This is a genomic window from Nocardioides sp. L-11A, from assembly GCA_029961745.1.
Taxonomy (GTDB): Bacteria; Actinomycetota; Actinomycetes; order Propionibacteriales; family Nocardioidaceae; genus Nocardioides.
Window position 1 is genome coordinate 4,220,548 of the sequence record CP124680.1, and the last position, 17,672, is coordinate 4,238,219.

A 17,672-nucleotide genomic window follows, 5' to 3' on the forward strand; every position below is an offset into this window, starting at 1 on the left:
ATCTTGCGGTTCGCGGGCCTGCCTGCCCGGAAGATCCGGTCAGAGGTGCTTGAGGGCCTCACGTCGGCTCAGCGGGCTCAGGTCGTGGCCGTCGGCGTAGGCGCGGACCCAGTCCGGGTGCAGCCGGGCCACCTCGCGCAGCGACCAGCCGATCGCCTTGCGGATGAAGAAGTCCGGGTCGGCCAGATTCGGCTCGATCAAGGTGGTGAGCAGGTCGCGGTCGACCCGGTCCCTGCGGCCGAGCTGGCTGAGGATCGCCAGCCGGCGTACCCACAGGAAGTCGTCGGTCGACCAGCGCAGCACGATCCGGGCGGTCTCCTCGGGGTGGGCGTCGTGCAGGTCCGCGATCCGGTGCGCCGCCTCGTCGACGTGGTCCCACCAGGCGCCCGTGCGCGCGACGTGCTCGTGGAAGGGCACCAGCGCGAGGTCGCCCTTCAGCGGCCGCAGGCCGAGCAGCGCAGCCGCGGCGTACCTCTCCTCGCGGTGGGTCGCGTCGTCCCACAGCTCGCGGGCGGCCGTCGTGAGCTCGGCCGGGTCGGCGATCCCGAGGTCACGGACCAGCGTGCGGACCAGCCGGCGCACGTCCGGCACCCGCACGCCCAGGAAGGGCATCGCCGACTTCATGTACGCCTGCTGGCCGGGCGCGAGGGAGGCGTCGGCCGCGGCCCGCAGCGAGGTGCGGACCGCGGCCGGCAGCGGCGACTCATCGACGGGCATCGACCGCATCGTCCCAGGCGTCGAGGATCTTGGCGTCGGCCGTGAGCAGGGTCAGCCGCTCGGCCCTGGCCTGGGCGACGAGCATCGTGTCGAACGGATCGCGGTGCGGCATCCCGGCGTGGTCCGCACGCAGTGCGTGCTCCTGCGTGACCGGCAGGTCGTGGAGCCCCGACGCAGAGACGACCTCGGCGAAGTCGTCGGGGACGGCCAGCTTGCCCAACGAGCTCTTGATCGCGACCTCCCAGGCGCTGGCGGCCGAGATGTGCACCCGTCGGGCGTGCTGGATGCGCCTGCGCGCATCAGGTCCGAGCCGCGGACTGTCGTCGAGCAGCCACAGGACGACGTGGGTGTCGAGCAGGAGGTCGCTCATGCGATGTCGAAGAGCGCGGCGACCTCGTCGTCCACGTCGTCGAAGGCAGCGTCGTCGTAGACGAGCCGACCGGCCAGTGCACCGAAGACGATGTCAGCGCGAACGTGCGGCACGAGGTCGGCGATGGGCTTGCCCGCACGCGCGATGGTGACGACCTCGCCCCGCTCGACCTGCTCCAACAGGCGCGAGAGATGCGTCTTGGCCTCGTGGATGTTGACGGTGGACATGCCTCCACGGTACCGGACTTAGTCTGGTCGGACTAGGCTCCCGCGCCGCCCCGGGAACGCGACGACCCGCCCGGACGTGAGCCGGACGGGTCGACGTGCGCAGCGGGCGATCAGAACCCGGCGAGCGCCTCGTTGAGCGTGGCGCTCGGCCGCATCACGGCCGAGGTCTTCTCGGCGTCCGGACGGTAGTAGCCGCCGATGTCGGCGGGGCTGCCCTGGACGGCGATGAGCTCCTCGGCGATCGTCGCCTCGTTGGCCCGCAGCGTCTCGGCCAGCGGCTGGAACGCGGCGGCGAGCGTGGCGTCCTCGGTCTGCGCGGCCAGCTCCTCGGCCCAGTAGAGCGCGAGGTAGAAGTGCGAGCCGCGGTTGTCGGTCGTCCCGAGCTTGCGGCCCGGCGAGCGGTCCTCGTTGAGGAAGGTGCCGGTGGCGCGGTCGAGCGCGTCGGCCAGCACCTGCGCCGCGGGGGCGCCGGCCTGCTCGGCGTACTTCTCCAGCGAGGGGACGAGCGCGAAGAACTCGCCCAGGCTGTCCCAGCGCAGGTAGTTCTCCTCGACGAGCTGCTGCACGTGCTTCGGCGCCGAGCCGCCCGCGCCGGTCTCGAAGAGGCCACCACCGGCGATCAGCGGGACGACGGAGAGCATCTTGGCCGACGTACCGAGCTCGAGGATCGGGAACAGGTCGGTGTTGTAGTCGCGCAGCACGTTGCCGGTCACCGAGATGGTGTCCTCGCCCTTGCGCATCCGCTCCAGCGAGTACGCCGTCGCGAGGGTCGGCGCCAGGATCTCGATCGTGAGGCCGGACGTGTCGTGCTCGGGCAGGTAGGCGTTGACCTTCTTGATCAGCTCGGCGTCGTGGGCGCGCGACTCGTTGAGCCAGAAGATGGCTGGGGTCTGCGAGGCTCGGGCCCGGGTGACGGCCAGCTTGACCCAGTCCTGGACCGGGATGTCCTTGGTCTGGCAGGCGCGCCAGATGTCGCCGGCCGCGACGTCGTGCTCGATGAGCACGTCGCCGTTGCCGGCGAGCACGCGGACGGTGCCGGCCTGGGCGATCTCGAAGGTCTTGTCGTGCGAGCCGTACTCCTCGGCCGCCTGCGCCATCAGGCCGACGTTGGGCACGGTGCCGATCGTGGCCGGGTCGAGCGGTCCGTTCTTCTTCACGTCGTCGATGACGGCCTGGTAGACGCCGGCGTACGACGAGTCGGGGATGACCGCGAGGGTGTCGTCCTCGCCGCCGTCGACGCCCCACAGGCGGCCGCCGTTGCGGACCAGCGCCGGCATCGACGCGTCGACGATGACGTCGGAGGGGACGTGCAGGTTGGTGATGCCCTTGTCGGAGTTGACGTAGGACAGCCGCGGACCGGCGGCGAGCGCGGCCTCGAAGGCGGCGTTGATCTCCGCGCCGTTGTCGAGCTTGTCGAGGCCTGCCAGGATCGCGCCGAGGCCGTCGTTGGCCGAGAGACCCGCGGCGGCGAGCTGCTCGCCGTACTGGGCGAAGACGTCGGCGAAGTAGGCCTTGACCACGTGGCCGAAGATGATCGGGTCGGAGACCTTCATCATCGTGGCCTTGAGGTGGACCGAGAACAGCACGTCCTGGGCCTTGGCCTCGGCCAGCGCGTTCGTGAGGAAGGCCTGGAGCGCGGCGGCGTCCATCTTGGTGCCGTCGATGATCTCGCCGGCGAGCACCTTGAGCCCGTCCTTGAGCACGATGCTCTCGCCGGCCTCGGTCTCGAGCACGATCGACAGGACGTCGTCCTGCGCCATCGTCACGGACTTCTCGTTGCTCGCGAAGTCGTGGGCGTCCATGGTCGCGACGTTGGTCTTGGACCCGTCGGCGAACGGCTTGTTGGTGTGGGGGTGGGTCTTGGCGTAGTTCTTGACCGACGCGGGCGCGCGGCGGTCGGAGTTGCCCTCGCGCAGGACCGGGTTGACCGCGGAGCCCTTGACCTTGTCGTACTTGGCCCGGATCTCCTTCTCCTCGTCGGTCGCCGGCGCCTCGGGGTAGTCCGGGACGGCGAAGCCCTGCTCCTGCAGCTCCTTGATCGCGGCCTTGAGCTGCGGGATGGAGGCGGAGATGTTGGGCAGCTTGATGATGTTCGCCTCGGGCGTCTTGGCGAGCTCGCCGAGCTCGGTCAGCGCGTCGTCGGCGAGGCCGAACTGGGCGAGGATGCGTGCGGCGACGGAGATGTCGCGCGTCTCGAAGGCGACGCCGGCCTTGGCGGCGAAGGCCTCGACGATCGGCAGGAAGGAGTACGTCGCGAGCAGCGGCGCCTCGTCGGTGTGGGTGTAGATGATGCTCGACATGTCCGGGCGTCACTCCTGGGGCCGGTGATGGGATTCTTGACGTCAAGATACCTGATGGTGGGGCTCGGGTCCCTTTCGGTGGCCACAGTAATGACTAGGCTGGCCTGTGTAACCCGGCTGGTTTTCGGGAGTCCTACCGAGGAGAAGGTCACGTCCATGACTGACACAGCAGTGGAAGCACCCGCACCGTCCACCCTGATCCAGAAGATCGCCGCCGAGGCCCTCGGCACGGCGGTCCTCGTGTTCATCGGGTGTGGCTCCGTGGTCATCTTCAGCAACGCCGCGAGCGACACGACCGGGCTCTCCGGCCTGTTCGCCATCACCTCCATCGGCCTGTCGTTCGGCATCGCGATCGTGGCGATGGCCTACACCTTCGGGCGGGTCTCGGGCGGTCACTTCAACCCCGCCGTCTCCGTGGGTGCCGCGCTCGGCGGCCGGATCTCGTGGAAGGACGCCGGCCTCTACAGCGTCGCGCAGATCGTCGGCGGCCTCGTCGGCGGCCTGCTGCTCGCGCTGACGGCGGTCTCCAGCGACTTCGGGTGGGACTTCGGCGAGCCGCTCGGCTCCAACGGCTTCGGCGACCACGGCGGCGTCGAGCTGCTCGGCGCCCTGCTCATCGAGATCATCCTGACCTTCATCTTCGTCACGGTCATCCTCGGCACGACCGACGAGCGCAACCGCGCGGTCGCGGCCATGGCGCCGCTGACGATCGGCCTGACCCTGGCGGCGATCCACTTCGTGGCCATCCCCGCGACCGGTACGTCGGTCAACCCGGCCCGGTCCATCGGCGTGGCCTTCTTCTCCGGCAGCGACGCGATCGTCCAGCTCTGGCTCTTCATCGTCGCCCCGCTCGTCGGCGGCGCGGTCGCCGGCCTGCTCTACCCGCTGGTCTTCGGCCACGGCGCCGACCCGGTGGCCGGCTCCGGGCTGAACTTCGGCGCCGGCGGCTCCTCCGACCCGGCCTTCACCCAGCAGTGGAACCAGCAGCAGGGCTTCGGTCAGCAGGGCTACCAGCAGCAGGGCTACGCCCAGCAGCCGCAGGCCCAGCAGGCACAGCCGATCATCCAGGACGGCTGGCAGTGGGACCCCGCCGCCCAGCAGTGGATCCCGGCCCAGCAGCAGCCGGCCGCCCCGGCCGCCCCGGCCGCCCCCGCCCCCGATCCGCAGGCGCCCCAGGCCCCGCAGGCGCCCCAGGCGCCCCAGCAGGGCGGGTGGGCTCCCCCGTCGAGCGACCAGACCCAGGTCCGCCCGCCGCAGTGACGCAGTAACACGCCGTCCACCCGACCACCCGGCGGTCGTCAGCGCAGGGAGCCCCGCATCGGGGCGAACTCCGCTGAGAGCCGGCGACCAGTCGGGTGGACGACGTGTTACCAGGCCGGACAGGGGGACGTCCGATGGCACGCACCGCGTTCGTCCTGGGCGGCGGCGGCCTGCTGGGTGCCGTCGAGGTGGGGATGCTCCGCGCGCTGTTCGAGCGCGAGATCGTCCCCGACCTCGTGGTGGGCACGTCGGTCGGCGCGCTCAACGGCCTGGTCGTCGCCGCCGATCCCACGGCAGCGTGCGTCCCCCGGCTGCTGGACCTGTGGCGCGACGTGGCCGAGAGCAACGACGTGTACGCCGACCCGGCGTGGAAACAACTGGGCCGGGCGGTCCGCACGGGCACCCACCTGCACTCGTCGCGAGCCTTGCGCGACCGGCTGGAGGCACTCTTCGGCGAGCTCACCTTCGCCGACCTGCCGATCACCTTCCAGTGCTGCGCGGCCAGTATCGAACGGGCGGCCGAGCACTGGTTCACCCCACGGGCCGGTCGTGCCGGCGGTGATCGCGTCCGCGGCCGTCCCCGGCCTGCTGCCGCCCGCCGAGATCGACGGTGAGCACTTCCTCGACGGCGGCATCGTCAACTCGGTTCCGGTGGGGCGCGCCGTCGAGCTCGGCGCGGAGCGGATCTACGTGCTGCAGGTCGGCCGGATCGAGCGTCCCCTGTCGCCGCCGCGCCGCCCGTGGGAGGTTGCTCGGGTGTCCTTCGAGATCGCGCGCCGACACCGCTTCCATCGCGAGATGAGCCAGCTCCCGCCCGGCGTACGGGTCCACCTGCTGCCGTCGGCGGTCACCGAGTCCGACGACCGGGTGACGTCCTACCGCGACGCCTCGGCCGTGCTCCGCAGGGTCGATGCGGCGTACGCCGCCAGCGCCGCCCATCTCGACGAGCAGTCCCGATGAGCCCCACGACCGCGTGGGCCCTCCAGCGGTTCGTGGTCGCCCCGCTGACCATCCTGCTGGCCCTGTGGCTGTGGGCGACCCTGCCTGTGACGCTGGTCGTGGCCGGGGTGATGTCGGCGTTCGTCCCCGGCTGGCTGCGACCGGTCCGGCTGCTGTGGATCGCCGTGCTGCACGTGACCCTGGAGTCCCTGGTCCTCGTCGCGGCGTTCGGGCTGTGGGTCGGGTCGGGCTGCGGGCTCCTGCTGCGCCGGCCGTGGTTCGAGCGCGCCCACTACCGCCTGGTGCGGTGGTACCTCGTGGTGTTCTTCCGGGAGGCCCGGCGCGTGCTGCGGCTGAAGATCGAGACCGTCGGCCCCACCCCCGACGCGTTCCCCGGCCAGCCCCTGCTCGTGTTCTGCCGGCACGCCGGGGTCGGCGACTCGTTCTCGATCATGTACGCGCTCATGCACTGGTACCACCGCGAGCCGAGGATCGTGCTGAAGGCGATGCTGGCCTGGGACCCGGCGCTGGGCGTGATGCTGTCGCGGCTGCCGAGCACCTTCATCGCCAAGGGCCGGGGACGCGACCTGGTGGCGGAGATCGGCGAGCTCGCCAGCAACCTCGACGAGAACGACGCCTTCGTGATCTTCCCCGAGGGCGGCAACTTCACCCCGGGCCGCCGCAGCCGCGCGATCGACCGGCTGCGTGGCTCGGGCCGCGAAGCCATGGCGCTGCAGGCCGAGGCGATGGCCCACGTCCTCGCTCCGCAGCCCGGCGGCGTCCTCGCCGCGCTCGACGCCGCGCCGACCGCCGACGTGCTGCTCGTCGCGCACACCGGCCTGGACCACTTGGACACCCTCGGCAGCCTGTGGCACGAGCTGCCGATGGACAAACGGCTCCTGATGGGCTGGTGGCGCGTGCCGCGGACCGAGATCCCGGTCGACCGCGCCGAACGGATCGCGTGGCTGTTCGACTGGTGGGGCCGCATCGACGCCTGGATCGCCGAGAACCAGCCGCAGGACCTGGCCCGGTCGCGGCGCTAGCGGGGCTCCTCGACGCCGACCAGCGCCAGCCTGTCCGTCCGGACCAGGCCCACGCCCCGCGCGTAGACCTCGGTGCGGCTCTCCCCCGCGGCGTCCGCGACCTCGAGCTCGAGGGTGCGGTCGTACGTCGCCAGCGGCACCGTGACCTCCTCGCCCAGCGCCCGGACGGTGGCGACCTCGGACGCGCCGGGCGCGAGCGCCGTGCGGAAGCCGTCGCCGAAGCGCGGCCGGGCCGGCATGGCCAGGCCCGCCTGCGCACCGGAGACACCGGCCTGCCAGGCGCCGACGCGACCCAGCCACCACACGTTGCCGGCCCGGTCCTGCGCGTAGTGGTCGCGGACCTCGGCGCCCTCGGCCGGCGTACGGACCAGGGTCGTCGTGGCGATGCCGGCGACCTCGGGTCCGGCCTCGACGGTCAGGACCAGCGCCGGCTGCCCGGTCGCCTCGTCGGCGTACTCCCAGCGGGTGCCGGGCGCCAGCGGGAGCCAGGGGTTGTCGATCGCGGCGACGAAGTCGGCCGGCTCGGGGTCCGGCGTCGGGACGACCAGCCCGTCGACACCCGACGGCGGGCTGGGCGCGGACCCGGAGCCGCAGGCGGTGAGGGCGCCGGTGAGCGCCAGGAGGCCGGCCGCGATCGCGGCGGGGACACGTGTCCGCATGGCGCCATCGTCTCGCAGGAGCGCCCGGATGCCCGCGCCGGGCCGGGCGCTGCTAGCGTCGCGGGAGTCCATCGAGTTCCTTGAAGGAGACCCAGTGAGCACCACCCCGCTCAAGGTGGCCGTGACCGGCGCGGCCGGCCAGATCGGCTACAGCCTGCTCTTCCGCATCGCCAGTGGCGCGATCGCCGGCGACCGTCCCGTCGAGCTGCGCCTGCTCGAGATCGAGCCCGCGCTCAAGGCGCTCGAGGGCGTCGTCATGGAGCTCGACGACTGCGCGTTCCCGAACCTCGCCGGTGTCGAGATCGGTGCCGACCCGGAGAAGATCTTCGACGGCGTCAACCTCGCCCTCCTCGTCGGCGCGCGCCCGCGCGGCCCCGGCATGGAGCGTGGCGACCTGCTCTCCGCCAACGGCGCGATCTTCACCGCCCAGGGCAAGGCGCTCAACAAGGTGGCCGCCGACGACGTGCGCATCGGCGTGACCGGCAACCCGGCCAACACCAACGCGCTGATCGCCGCGAGCAACGCACCCGACATCCCCAACGACCGGTTCTCGGCGCTGACCCGCCTCGACCACAACCGGGCGATCTCGCAGCTGGCCGCCAAGACCGGCGCCGCCGTCACCGACATCACGAAGATGACGATCTGGGGCAACCACTCGGCCACTCAGTACCCCGACATCTTCCACGCCGAGATCGCCGGCAAGAACGCTGCCGAGGTCGTCGCGGACCAGGCCTGGATCGCCGACACCTTCATCCCCACCGTCGCCAAGCGCGGCGCCGCCATCATCGACGCGCGGGGCGCCTCCTCCGCCGCCTCCGCCGCCTCGGCGACCTGCGACGCCGCCCGTGACTGGCTGAGCGGCACCCCGGCCGGCGACTGGGTCTCGATGGCGGTCGTCTCCGACGGCTCCTACGGCGTCCCCGAGGGCCTGGTCTCCTCGTTCCCGGTCACCACCTCGAACGGCGACTGGAGCATCGTCCAGGGCCTCGAGATCGACGACTTCTCGCGCGGCAGGATCGACGCGTCCGTCGCCGAGCTCGCCGACGAGAAGGCCGCGGTCACCGAGCTGGGCCTCATCTGACCCACCCGCGTACGACGAAGGGCCGGTGCAGCGCACCGGCCCTTCGTCGTACCCGGCCGGTGCCGGCCGGTCAGCTCTGTTCCGGGATCGTCCCGGCAAGCAGGACGAGCACGGCCGCGACGGCCACCAGGATCGCGACGTCGAGGAGCCGGTGGCGCACCGCCAGCATGCCGGCGTCCCGCTCCGGCAGCACCAGGCGCAGCACGCCGGCCACCGCCAGGCCACCGGAGACGATCCGCAGGCCGACCCGCCAGTCCGAGGCTGCCGCGACGACCAGCCCGGCACCGACCACGAGCAGCACCGCGATATAGCAGGCGCCCCCGATCGTCGAGGGGTACCGGCGCGGCTCCTGGTCGGCGGCCTCCGCCGCGTCACGGCTCTCGGTGCTCTCGGTGCTCTCGGGCACCTCCGGGGTCTCCTCGCTCAGCGCGCTGCCTTCCTGGTGAGCGCTTCCCCCATGGTCGATGCTGCCTTCTCGGCCATCGACACCACGTTGGCGAGGAGCATCGCGCGGGTCATCGGGCCCACGCCGCCGGGGTTCGGGGACACCCAGCCCGCGGTCTCCCAAACGTCGGCGGCCACGTCGCCGGCGATCTTGCCGTCGACCCGGCTCACCCCGACGTCGAGGACGGCCGCGCCCGGCTTGACCATGTCGCCGGTGACGATGCCGGGCACGCCGGCCGCCGCGACGACGATGTCGGCCTTGCGCACATGGGCGGCCAAGTCGACGGTGCCGGTGTGGCACAGCGTGACGGTGGCGTTCTCGCTGCGCCGGGTGAGCAGCAGCCCGAGCGGGCGGCCGACGGTGATGCCCCGCCCGACCACGACCACCTCGGCCCCCGCGATCGGTACGTCGTGGCGGCGCAGCAGCTCGACGATGCCGTACGGCGTGCACGGCAGCGGCGCCTCGTTGCCGAGGACCAGCCACCCGAGGTTGGTCGGGTGCAGGCCGTCGGCGTCCTTGGCCGGGTCGATCAGCCCGAGGACCCGGTTCTCGTCGCGACCGCGCGGCAGCGGGAGCTGGACGATGTAGCCGGTGCAGTCGGGGTCGGCGTTGAGGCCGGCCACCGCCTCCTCGATCTCCTCCTGGGTGGCGACCTCGGGCAGGTCGACCCGGATCGAGGCGATGCCGACCTCGGCGCAGTCCTTGTGCTTGCCGTTGACGTACCAGCGCGAGCCGGGGTCGTCGCCCACCAGCACCGTGCCGAGGCCGGGGGTGATCCCCTGCTCACGCAGCTTCTCGATCCGGAGGCGGAGCTCGTCCTTGATCGCGGCCGCCGTCGCGTTGCCGTCCAGCTTTCGTGCAGTCACGGGATGATCCTTCCAGATGGGGTTTCAGCAGACGCGGGCCGCGGCTGGCGAGCATGCGTGGCGGTCATCGCGGGAAGCGACGCCGACGGAGCGCACCGGCTGTCGTGGGGAACGCCGAGCGACGGAGCGGAGGGGCGCGACAGTCATTCCGCGAGCCGTCTGTCTTGCCGCCACGCACACGTCACCATCCGCCCAAGCCAACCGCGCGCGGCAGCGTGTCGCCCGCGGCGAAGCCGCGTCGGCGAGGGTCCGCGGGCCGAGCGCAGCGAGCGCCCGTGCGGCTCTCGCCGACAGGCGACACGCTCGCGCCATCGACTTAGTGGAAGAAGTGGCGGGTGCCGGTGAAGTACATGGTCACCCCGGCCGCCCGGCAGGCCGCGATGGTCTCCTCGTCGCGCACCGAGCCGCCCGGCTGCACGATCGCCTTCACGCCGGCGTCGATGAGGATGCCCGGACCGTCGGCGAACGGGAAGAACGCGTCGGACGCCGCGACCGAGCCGCGGGCCCGCTCCTGCCCCTCGACCAGGGTGTTGGCGCGCTCGACCGCCAGCCGGCAGGAGTCGACCCGGTTGACCTGGCCCATGCCGATGCCGACCGCGCCGCCGTCCTTGGCCAGCAGGATCGCATTGGACTTGGCCGCGCGGACCGAGCGCCAGGCGAAGGCGAGGTCGGCGAGGGTGGCGTCGTCGGCGGCCTCGCCGGTCGCCAGCGTCCAGTTCGCGGGGTCGTCGCCCTCGGCCTGGAACCGGTCCGTGTGCTGCATCAGCAGCCCGCCACTGATCGGGCGGGTCTCCACGCCGCCGGGCGCCAGCGGCTCGGCGACCAGGATGCGGATGTTCTTCTTGCCCTGCAGCACCTCGACCGCGCCGTCGTCGTATCCGGGCGCGACGATGACCTCGGTGAAGATCTCGGCGACCTGGCGGGCCATCTCGACCGAGACGGGGACGTTGGTGGCGATCACTCCGCCGAAGGCCGAGACCGGGTCGCACTCGTGGGCACGGCGGTGGGCCCCGGCGACATCGGCGCCGACCGCGATGCCGCAGGGGTTGGCGTGCTTGATGATCGCCACGGTCGGCAGGTCGCCGTGGTCGTACGCCGCGCGGCGGGCCGCGTCGGTGTCGACGTAGTTGTTGTAGGACATCTCCTTGCCGTGCAGCTGCTCGGCCGCCGCCAGGCCTCCGTTGCCGGCATCGACGTAGCCGGAGCGGTAGAGCGCGGCGGGCTGGTGCGGGTTCTCGCCGTAGCGGAGCACGGCCGCCTTGTCCCAGGTGCCGCCGATCCAGGCCGGGAAGCCGGTGCTCGCCCCGTCCTCGACCGAGGAGTCGGTGAGGACCGAGCCCATCCAGGAGGCGACCTGGACGTCGTAGGTGGCGGTGTGCACGAACGCCTTGGCGGCCAGCGCCTTGCGCTCGTCGTAGGTGAAGCCGCCGGCCTGCGCCGCGGCGAGGGCCGCGGCGTAGTCGGCGCCGTCGGTGACGATGGCGACGGACGGGTGGTTCTTCGCGGCAGCGCGCACCATCGAGGGGCCGCCGATGTCGATCTTCTCGATGCAGTCGTCGATGCCGGCGCCGGAGGCGACGGTGGCGGCGAAGGGGTAGAGGTTGACCACGACCAGGTCGAAGGGGGCGACCTCGAGCTCCGCGAGCTGCGCGACATGGTCGGGCAGGCGCCGGTCGGCGAGGATGCCGGCGTGCACCCGTGGGTGCAGCGTCTTGACCCGGCCGTCGAGGCACTCCGGGAAGCCGGTCAGGTCCTCGACCCTGGTCACGGACAGGCCGAGCGACTCGATGAGGGCGGCCGAGCCGCCCGTGGACACCAGCTCGACGCCGGCCTCGTGCAGGCCGCGGACGAGGTCGTCCAGGCCGGTCTTGTCGAAGACGGAGACCAGTGCGCGCTTGATCTGGATCCGGTCGGTCATGGTTGTCTCCTCATGGGATCGGTCGGTCGATCTCGATGAGGGCACCCAGGCGGTCGATGCCGACTCGTCACTCCCTGGTGGTGGCCCACCTGCGCCAGTCGTGTGGCGTCAGTCTAGGTGAGGTTCAGCCTCCCAGCCGAACCCGCCGGCCGTCGACCGTGAACCCCTCCCGGGCCATCCGGCCGACCGACTCGACGAGCATCGCCCGCTCGGCGACCTTGATCCGCTCGTGCAGGCTCTCGACGTCGTCGTCGTCCTCCACCGGGACGACGGTCTGGGCCACGATCGCGCCGGTGTCGACCCCGGCGTCGACGACGAAGAGCGTCGCACCGGTGACCTTCACGCCGTACTCCAGCGCCTCCGCCGGGCCACGCATCCCCGGGAACGACGGCGACAGCGCCGGGTGGGTGTTGACGGTCAGGCCGCCGAAGCGGTCCAGGAACTTCTCCCCCACCAGCTTCATGAATCCGGCGAGCACGACCAGGTCGGGCTCGAAGGCGGCCACCTTGTCGGCCAGGGCGCGGTCCCAGTAGCCCCGACTGCTGTAGTCGCCGACCTTCGCGACGAAGGTGGGGATGCCGGCGCGCTCCGCGCGGGCCAGGCCCTCGATGTCCTCGCGGTCGGCGCCGACCGCGACCACGCGGGCGCCGTACGCCGGGTCGGCACAGGCGTCGATCAGCGCCTGCAGGTTGGTGCCGGAGCCCGACACGAGGACGACGAGACGAGGGCGAGCGGGCACGCCGGGATTCTAGGGCGTCCCGGCGCTCAGGAACGACGCGGCAGCCGGGCACGGACGGCGCGCAGCGCCCCGCGGACCCGGCCGTCGCTGTCGCGCTGCCACCAGCACACGACCAGCGCGCCGGCCACCCCGCCGATGCCGAACGACGTGATCGCGTGCAGTAGCACGTCGAAGGTGTAGGGCCCGACGTCCTGCATCCGGCCGGGGCCGACGGCGCCGCCGGCGAACACGGTCAGGGCCGCGAGCGCCACGCCCGCCGTGATGCCGCCGGCGCAGCCGCGGATCGCGGCCCGGTCCCAGGCGAGCACGGGTCGGTCTCGCTGCACCTGTCCGGCGACCAGCGCGGCGAGCAGGACGGGCGCGAGCATCAGCCAGTCGGTCCACCACGGCTGGTTGCCCTGGTCGGGCAGCGCGGCGAGCAGCGGGAACATCGGCAGCGGCCCGAGCACGACCGCGGTCGTCGACACGGTCGTGCCGGTGCCGACGGTGAAGCCGGGGCCGAGGAGGTAGGCGCTGCCGAAGAGGAGGGCGTTGGGCAGCAGGAGCAGGGTCAGCGCGACCATCAGCAGCACCGCACCGGCGTCGGCGTGCAGCTGCGAGACGACGTTGGCGGCCGTGGAGAAGTCCAGGACCAGCGCGGCCACGAGGGCGACCAGGCAGATCAGCGCCCAGCGGGTGAGGATCCGGCGAGCGACGAGGGCGACGTCGCGCACGGCTGGGGGGACGACGGGCAGCCAGATCGCCGCACGCCCCGAGCCGAAGGCGATCGCCGGTCCCCCGACGCCGAGACCGAGCAGGACCGACCAGAGCACGACCCGGGCCGGGTCCGGGCCGGACGCCGCGGTGGCCGCGACCGAGGCGGCGAGGACCCCGACGACCGCGTAGGTGACGGTGAACAGCCCGGCGGCGTACGGGACGGTGAGGTCGCGCGCGCCGTCGGCGATCCGGTCGGCGTCGGGGCCGTGGCCGGAGACCGACTCGCCGACCCGGTGGCCGACCCGCCAGACCACCCAGGCGCACAGCAGGGTGAGCCCGAGCGGCATCGCGGTGATCCGGATGCCCTCGACGGCGACCGTCGAGCCGTGGGCCATCAGCCAGCCGTGGGCGCCGACCCGCAGCGCGCCGCTCGGGGCGCCCTCCCCGCCGGCGTCGGTGAGGAACCAGCCGACGACGGCCACGGCCATGCAGACCAGCAGCGGGGCCCCCGCCGCGATCACGCCGCCGATGCCGGCGGTCGGCACCAGCGGGCGGGTGGTGGCCAGCTGGCGGCGCAGGTCGGCGTCCGAGGCGGACCCGGAGCGTCCGGGTCCGGTACGGCGTGCCGGTGGGCTCTGCAGCGACGTCATGGTCCGTCCATCTTCACGCGGATGAGCGGCCGGACCGGGCTGCCACGCCGAGATCCAGGCGTCTCAGCGGACCAGCTGCTCGGCGGCGTACAGCTGGTTCGGTGCGCTCGCCCCGCCGCTGGCGCGGTAGCGCGCGTTGAGCGAGGCGAGCGCGGCGCGCACCGGTGCGTGGGCGGGGTCGTCGGCGAGGTTCTGGATCTCGTAGGGGTCGCGGCTGCGGTCGTAGAGCTCGGCGCCACCGCGGCGGTATTCGACATAGGTCCAGGTGCCGACGCGGACGCCGGAGTAGACGCGCCGGGCCCGGCGCTCCTCGCCCCGTCCCATCCAGGCGGAGATGGGCACCACGCGCACCTGGGGCGGCGCGCCGATCCAGGGCAGCACGTCGACGCCGTCGAGCGGTCGGGGCGGGGTGACGCCGGTCGCCGCGAGGATGGTCGCGGTGAGGTCGGGCACCGTGACCGCCGTGGGCACCACGACGCCCCGCGGCAGGCCGGGACCGCGCATGTAGAGGGGGACGCGCAGCGACTCGTCGTAGTGGAACCGCTTGCCGTTCATGTTGTGCGGCCCGATGGCGTAGCCGTTGTCGGAGTGGAACACGACCAGCGTGCGGTCCAGTTGCCCGGTGCGGCGCAGGGTGCGGAACAGCTTGGCCATCGCCCGGTCCAGGCCCCGGGCCGCCTCGATCCGCCGCTGGTAGACGATGTTCAGCGCCCGCTTCTGCAGTGCGTCGAACCGGTGGGCGTTGGCCGGCGCGTGCGCGGGCACGGTCGGGTCGCCGTCGGGGAACGAGCTGGGCACCAGGGGGAGCGGCACCTTGCGGTAGCGGCCGCGGTCCTTCGGGGCGGGCACCGTCGTCTTGAGCTCGCCGGCCGGCGTGCCGGGGAAGAGCCGCTTCGGGTCGTCCTTGCCGCCGGGGAAGCCGACGTGCGGCGCGACGTAGTTGACCCAGGCGAACCAGGGGCGGCCGTCGCGGTCGGCGCTGATCATCTCCTGCGCGTGCGCCGTCATCACATCGGTGGTGTAGCCCTTCGATCTCCCGACGACACCGTTGACGTTCATCCGCGGCCCGAAGAAGCGGTACGTCGAGGGGTCGACCGTCGCCCGCCAGTCGGTCCAGCCCTCGGGGACCTCGTGGGCGGTGCCGTTCTCGCCGTAGCCGTTGATGAACTTGCCGGTGAACAGGGTGTCGTAGCCGGCGCCCTGCAGGGCCGTGGCGAGGGTGTCGTGGTGGGAGAACGCGGAGTAGCCGCCCTGCAGTCCGCTGACGGTGCGCGCCCCGTGGTTGTGGGCGTACTGACCGCTGAGCAGCGAGGCCCGCGAGGGCGCGCACAGCGGGGTGGGCGCCAGGGCGTCGGCGAAGGCGACGCCGCCCCGCTCCATCAGCCGGCGGACCCGGGGCAGGTAGGGCATGTCGATCGTGGCCAGGTCGTCCACGGTGACCAGCAGCACGTTGGGCCGCTCCACCGTGCGGGTGAAGGCCGGCGTGGGGGTCGGGGTCAGCGCCGGGCGCCGCGGCGCGGGCACCGTCGCGGGATCGTCGAGCCCGGTGAGCGCCCAGTCGCTGAGCGCCAGCGACGCCCGCAGCTCGCCGCTCCTGCCACGCGCCACCGCGCACCCCTCTCCGTGGATCGACATCTCCCTGTCGATCGATCCAAGTGATGTTACTGGATGCTGATAGTGAAGAATCGGCTGATGCCGGGCCGGGCGGTTTGGGGGCCGGCACCACCCTCGGCGTACGGTGGTGCGGCCATGACCGCAGAGGACCAGGTGACCCCCAGCACCGAGCCGCACCGGTCCGCCTACGTCAGCAGCGCGGACCTGATGAGCAGCTTCGACTCCTTCTACCGCGACGCCCGCGACCGGCTGCTGCTGCAGACCTTCGCCCTCACCGGCGACCTGGCCGTCGCCCGCGGCGCGGTCCGGGAGGCGTTCGTCGTGTCCTGGCACCACTGGCGCAAGACCGGCCGGCTCGCCGATCCCGAGTCCGCCGTCCGTCCCGATGCCTGGCGCAAGGCGCTGCGGCGCAGCAGCACCCGCCCGTGGCACCGCAAGAAGGACCTCGACGAGGAGACCCGCCGCACGCTCGACGCGCTCGGCGCGCTGCCGGTGGTCCAGCGCAAGGCGCTGCTGCTGACCCAGCTCGCCGCGGTCACCATGGAGGAGATGGCCCAGGAGATCGGGCTGCCGGCCGAGGCCGCCGAGCGGGAGCTGCAGCAGGGTGCCGCGCAGTTCGCCACCGCCCTGGCGATCCCCACCTCCGCGATCCCCCTCGCGCTCAACGCGCTCTCCGACGCGATCCGCTCGGTGACCTGGCCGCGGGTGACGATCATCCGCCGCGCCGGCGCGGCCCGGCGGCGCGCGCACACCGTGATCGGCGGCGCCGCAGCCGTGGTCGCCCTCGTCGCGGGCGGCGCCGTGGCCACCGACAGCGCCGGCGTCCGGCCGACCCTCGACCGCGAGGCCCCGCCGGCCGCGACCGGCCCGGCCCCCGCCGGACCGGCGATCAGCACCCTGCCCGACACCACCTTGGTCCCGGTCGACGCCGTCCAGCAGGCCGTGACCGGTCGCGGCTGGACCCAGGGCACCACCACCGACAACTCCTCCGGCAACGGCCTGGTGCTCCCCTGCCAGCCGACCCGGTACGCCGACCCGCAGGGCACCGCCGCCTGGGTCCGCACCTTCCGCGACGGCTCCAAGGCCCAGAGCCCGCGCAGTGTCGTCCAGGTCGCCGAGGCGTCCTCCTCCGAGGAGCGCGCCGCACGCACCTACCGGCACACCCGGCGCTGGTTCGCGACCTGTCCCTCGCCCGACGAGGACGAGTCCACCGTGCCGCGGGTGCAGCTGGTCAGCACCGCCGACCTGCCCGGCGTCGGCGACCAGTCCGCGCTGTTCGTGCTCCGCTCCCGCACCGACGCGACGACCCATGTCGTCGGCGTCGCCCGCACCGGCCTGCTCACGACGGTGACCGCGCTGAGCACCACCACGCCGCCGGCCAGGGCCAACCGGGCCGGCGTCGCCCGCCTGCTGGCCACCGCGGTCGGCCGGCTGTGCACGCTGCCCGATGCGGGCGCCTGCGCGGACCCGAACCCGAAGCCGACCCCGCGGGCGGCGTACCCGGCCGGGTCGACGCCGTGGATGCTCTCGGAGATCGATCTCCCGCCGATCACGCCCGACCCGGGCCCCTGGGTCGGCACCCCGGCGGCCAAGCTGACCGAGGACCGGATCGACGTCGGCGCGATCGGCTGCGACACGGTGCACCTGTACGGCAAGTTCCGCAACCGGGCCTTCCAGGCCAACGAGTTCCGGACCTTCGTGTTCAGCGGGGCCAAGCTGCCGCCGCAGGTCGGCCTCACCCAGACCGTCGGCGCCCTGCCCGGTCCGGCGGCCGGCGGCTTCGTCACCCGCTTCCGCGAGCAGATGGCCGCCTGCCCGGACCTCGACGCCACCGCCGGCACCGAGGTCGAGGAGCTCGTCGCCACCGACCAGGGCAAGCAGGCACTCACCGCCTGGCGGCTCAGCACGGCACTGCCCGGCGACCGGACCGTCGAGTACGACGTCGCCGTGCTGCGTCAGGGCACGGCCGTCTCGGTCCTGGCCTATGTGGCCTCCCCCAAGGCGCGCATCGCCAACGAGGACTTCGTCGCCGTGGCCCAGCGCGCCCTCGAACGGCTGGCCCGCGCCGCTCCGTACGATCCGAGCTGACGGAAGACAGAACTTCCTCCGGATCCCGTGCAACCGGGCACGGCCCTCCGGCGTATCCCC

General features: G+C 72.8%; 17 protein-coding genes and 1 riboswitch. Of the genes, 6 read left to right on the forward strand and 11 right to left on the reverse strand.

Annotated features, from left to right (window positions below):
- Window positions 1-39 precede the first annotated feature (39 nt).
- From QJ852_20330 to QJ852_20345, 4 genes are all read right to left on the reverse strand, one after another.
- Window positions 40-717 carry a DNA alkylation repair protein gene (locus QJ852_20330; GenBank protein ID WGX95488.1) on the reverse strand — a complete coding sequence of 226 codons (678 nt, stop codon included), beginning with the start codon at window positions 715-717 and terminating at the stop codon, window positions 40-42.
- Entirely contained in the window at window positions 704-1,087 is a 384-nt protein-coding gene (locus tag QJ852_20335) for a type II toxin-antitoxin system VapC family toxin (protein WGX95489.1), read from the reverse strand. The genes QJ852_20330 and QJ852_20335 overlap by 14 nt, the downstream gene beginning before the upstream one ends.
- A complete protein-coding gene (locus QJ852_20340; GenBank protein ID WGX95490.1) occupies window positions 1,084-1,314 on the reverse strand; it encodes a type II toxin-antitoxin system prevent-host-death family antitoxin in 231 nt (76 codons plus the stop codon). Before QJ852_20340 ends, QJ852_20335 begins: the two co-directional genes overlap by 4 nt.
- A 110-nt stretch (window positions 1,315-1,424) precedes the next feature.
- Window positions 1,425-3,614, reverse strand: coding sequence for an NADP-dependent isocitrate dehydrogenase (locus QJ852_20345; GenBank protein ID WGX95491.1), 2,190 nt, complete (start codon window positions 3,612-3,614; stop codon window positions 1,425-1,427).
- Window positions 3,615-3,770: 156 nt separating this feature from the next.
- Here QJ852_20345 and QJ852_20350 point away from each other — a divergent pair, with 156 nt between their 5' ends.
- The 4 genes from QJ852_20350 (at window position 3,771) to QJ852_20365 (ending at window position 6,856) form a co-directional block, all read left to right on the forward strand.
- Window positions 3,771-4,874, forward strand: a complete 1,104-nt coding sequence (locus tag QJ852_20350) for an MIP family channel protein (GenBank protein ID WGX95492.1) — start codon at window positions 3,771-3,773, stop codon at window positions 4,872-4,874.
- Between the two features lie 134 nt (window positions 4,875-5,008).
- A complete protein-coding gene (locus tag QJ852_20355) occupies window positions 5,009-5,488 on the forward strand; it encodes a patatin-like phospholipase family protein (protein ID WGX95493.1) in 480 nt (159 codons plus the stop codon).
- Window positions 5,433-5,834 (forward strand): patatin-like phospholipase family protein, encoded by a 402-nt coding sequence (locus QJ852_20360; GenBank protein ID WGX95494.1) that lies wholly within the window; start codon window positions 5,433-5,435, stop codon window positions 5,832-5,834. The genes QJ852_20355 and QJ852_20360 overlap by 56 nt, the downstream gene beginning before the upstream one ends.
- Complete coding sequence (locus QJ852_20365) at window positions 5,831-6,856, forward strand: 1-acyl-sn-glycerol-3-phosphate acyltransferase (GenBank protein WGX95495.1); 1,026 nt, start codon at window positions 5,831-5,833, stop codon at window positions 6,854-6,856. Before QJ852_20360 ends, QJ852_20365 begins: the two co-directional genes overlap by 4 nt.
- On the opposite strand, the gene QJ852_20370 is transcribed toward QJ852_20365, so the two are convergent.
- Window positions 6,853-7,515 (reverse strand): hypothetical protein, encoded by a 663-nt coding sequence (locus QJ852_20370; protein WGX95496.1) that lies wholly within the window; start codon window positions 7,513-7,515, stop codon window positions 6,853-6,855. The genes QJ852_20365 and QJ852_20370 overlap by 4 nt on opposite strands.
- 94 nt (window positions 7,516-7,609) lie before the next feature.
- Here QJ852_20370 and QJ852_20375 point away from each other — a divergent pair, with 94 nt between their 5' ends.
- The gene (locus tag QJ852_20375; GenBank protein WGX95497.1) at window positions 7,610-8,596 is read left to right on the forward strand and encodes a malate dehydrogenase; all 987 of its coding nucleotides are present in this window, start codon (window positions 7,610-7,612) and stop codon (window positions 8,594-8,596) included.
- Between the two features lie 70 nt (window positions 8,597-8,666).
- Here QJ852_20375 and QJ852_20380 read toward each other — a convergent pair whose 3' ends face one another.
- The 6 genes from QJ852_20380 to QJ852_20405 form a co-directional block, all read right to left on the reverse strand.
- Complete coding sequence (locus QJ852_20380) at window positions 8,667-9,002, reverse strand: DUF3017 domain-containing protein (GenBank protein WGX95498.1); 336 nt, start codon at window positions 9,000-9,002, stop codon at window positions 8,667-8,669.
- A gap of 17 nt (window positions 9,003-9,019) precedes the next feature.
- Window positions 9,020-9,907, reverse strand: coding sequence for a bifunctional methylenetetrahydrofolate dehydrogenase/methenyltetrahydrofolate cyclohydrolase (locus QJ852_20385; GenBank protein ID WGX95499.1), 888 nt, complete (start codon window positions 9,905-9,907; stop codon window positions 9,020-9,022).
- Between the two features lie 316 nt (window positions 9,908-10,223).
- The gene (purH, locus tag QJ852_20390; protein WGX95500.1) at window positions 10,224-11,825 is read right to left on the reverse strand and encodes a bifunctional phosphoribosylaminoimidazolecarboxamide formyltransferase/IMP cyclohydrolase; all 1,602 of its coding nucleotides are present in this window, start codon (window positions 11,823-11,825) and stop codon (window positions 10,224-10,226) included.
- Between the two features lie 36 nt (window positions 11,826-11,861).
- Window positions 11,862-11,937, reverse strand: a riboswitch (ZMP/ZTP riboswitch).
- Between the two features lie 12 nt (window positions 11,938-11,949).
- The gene (purN, locus tag QJ852_20395; protein ID WGX95501.1) at window positions 11,950-12,564 is read right to left on the reverse strand and encodes a phosphoribosylglycinamide formyltransferase; all 615 of its coding nucleotides are present in this window, start codon (window positions 12,562-12,564) and stop codon (window positions 11,950-11,952) included.
- A gap of 26 nt (window positions 12,565-12,590) precedes the next feature.
- Window positions 12,591-13,910 (reverse strand): DUF6350 family protein, encoded by a 1,320-nt coding sequence (locus tag QJ852_20400; protein ID WGX95502.1) that lies wholly within the window; start codon window positions 13,908-13,910, stop codon window positions 12,591-12,593.
- A gap of 63 nt (window positions 13,911-13,973) precedes the next feature.
- Window positions 13,974-15,518 carry a sulfatase gene (locus QJ852_20405; GenBank protein WGX95503.1) on the reverse strand — a complete coding sequence of 515 codons (1,545 nt, stop codon included), beginning with the start codon at window positions 15,516-15,518 and terminating at the stop codon, window positions 13,974-13,976.
- A gap of 141 nt (window positions 15,519-15,659) precedes the next feature.
- On the opposite strand from QJ852_20405, the gene QJ852_20410 reads away from it, so the two are divergent.
- Window positions 15,660-17,612: a hypothetical protein gene (locus tag QJ852_20410; protein WGX95504.1), complete on the forward strand. Its 1,953-nt coding sequence runs from the start codon at window positions 15,660-15,662 to the stop codon at window positions 17,610-17,612.
- Window positions 17,613-17,672 lie beyond the last annotated feature (60 nt).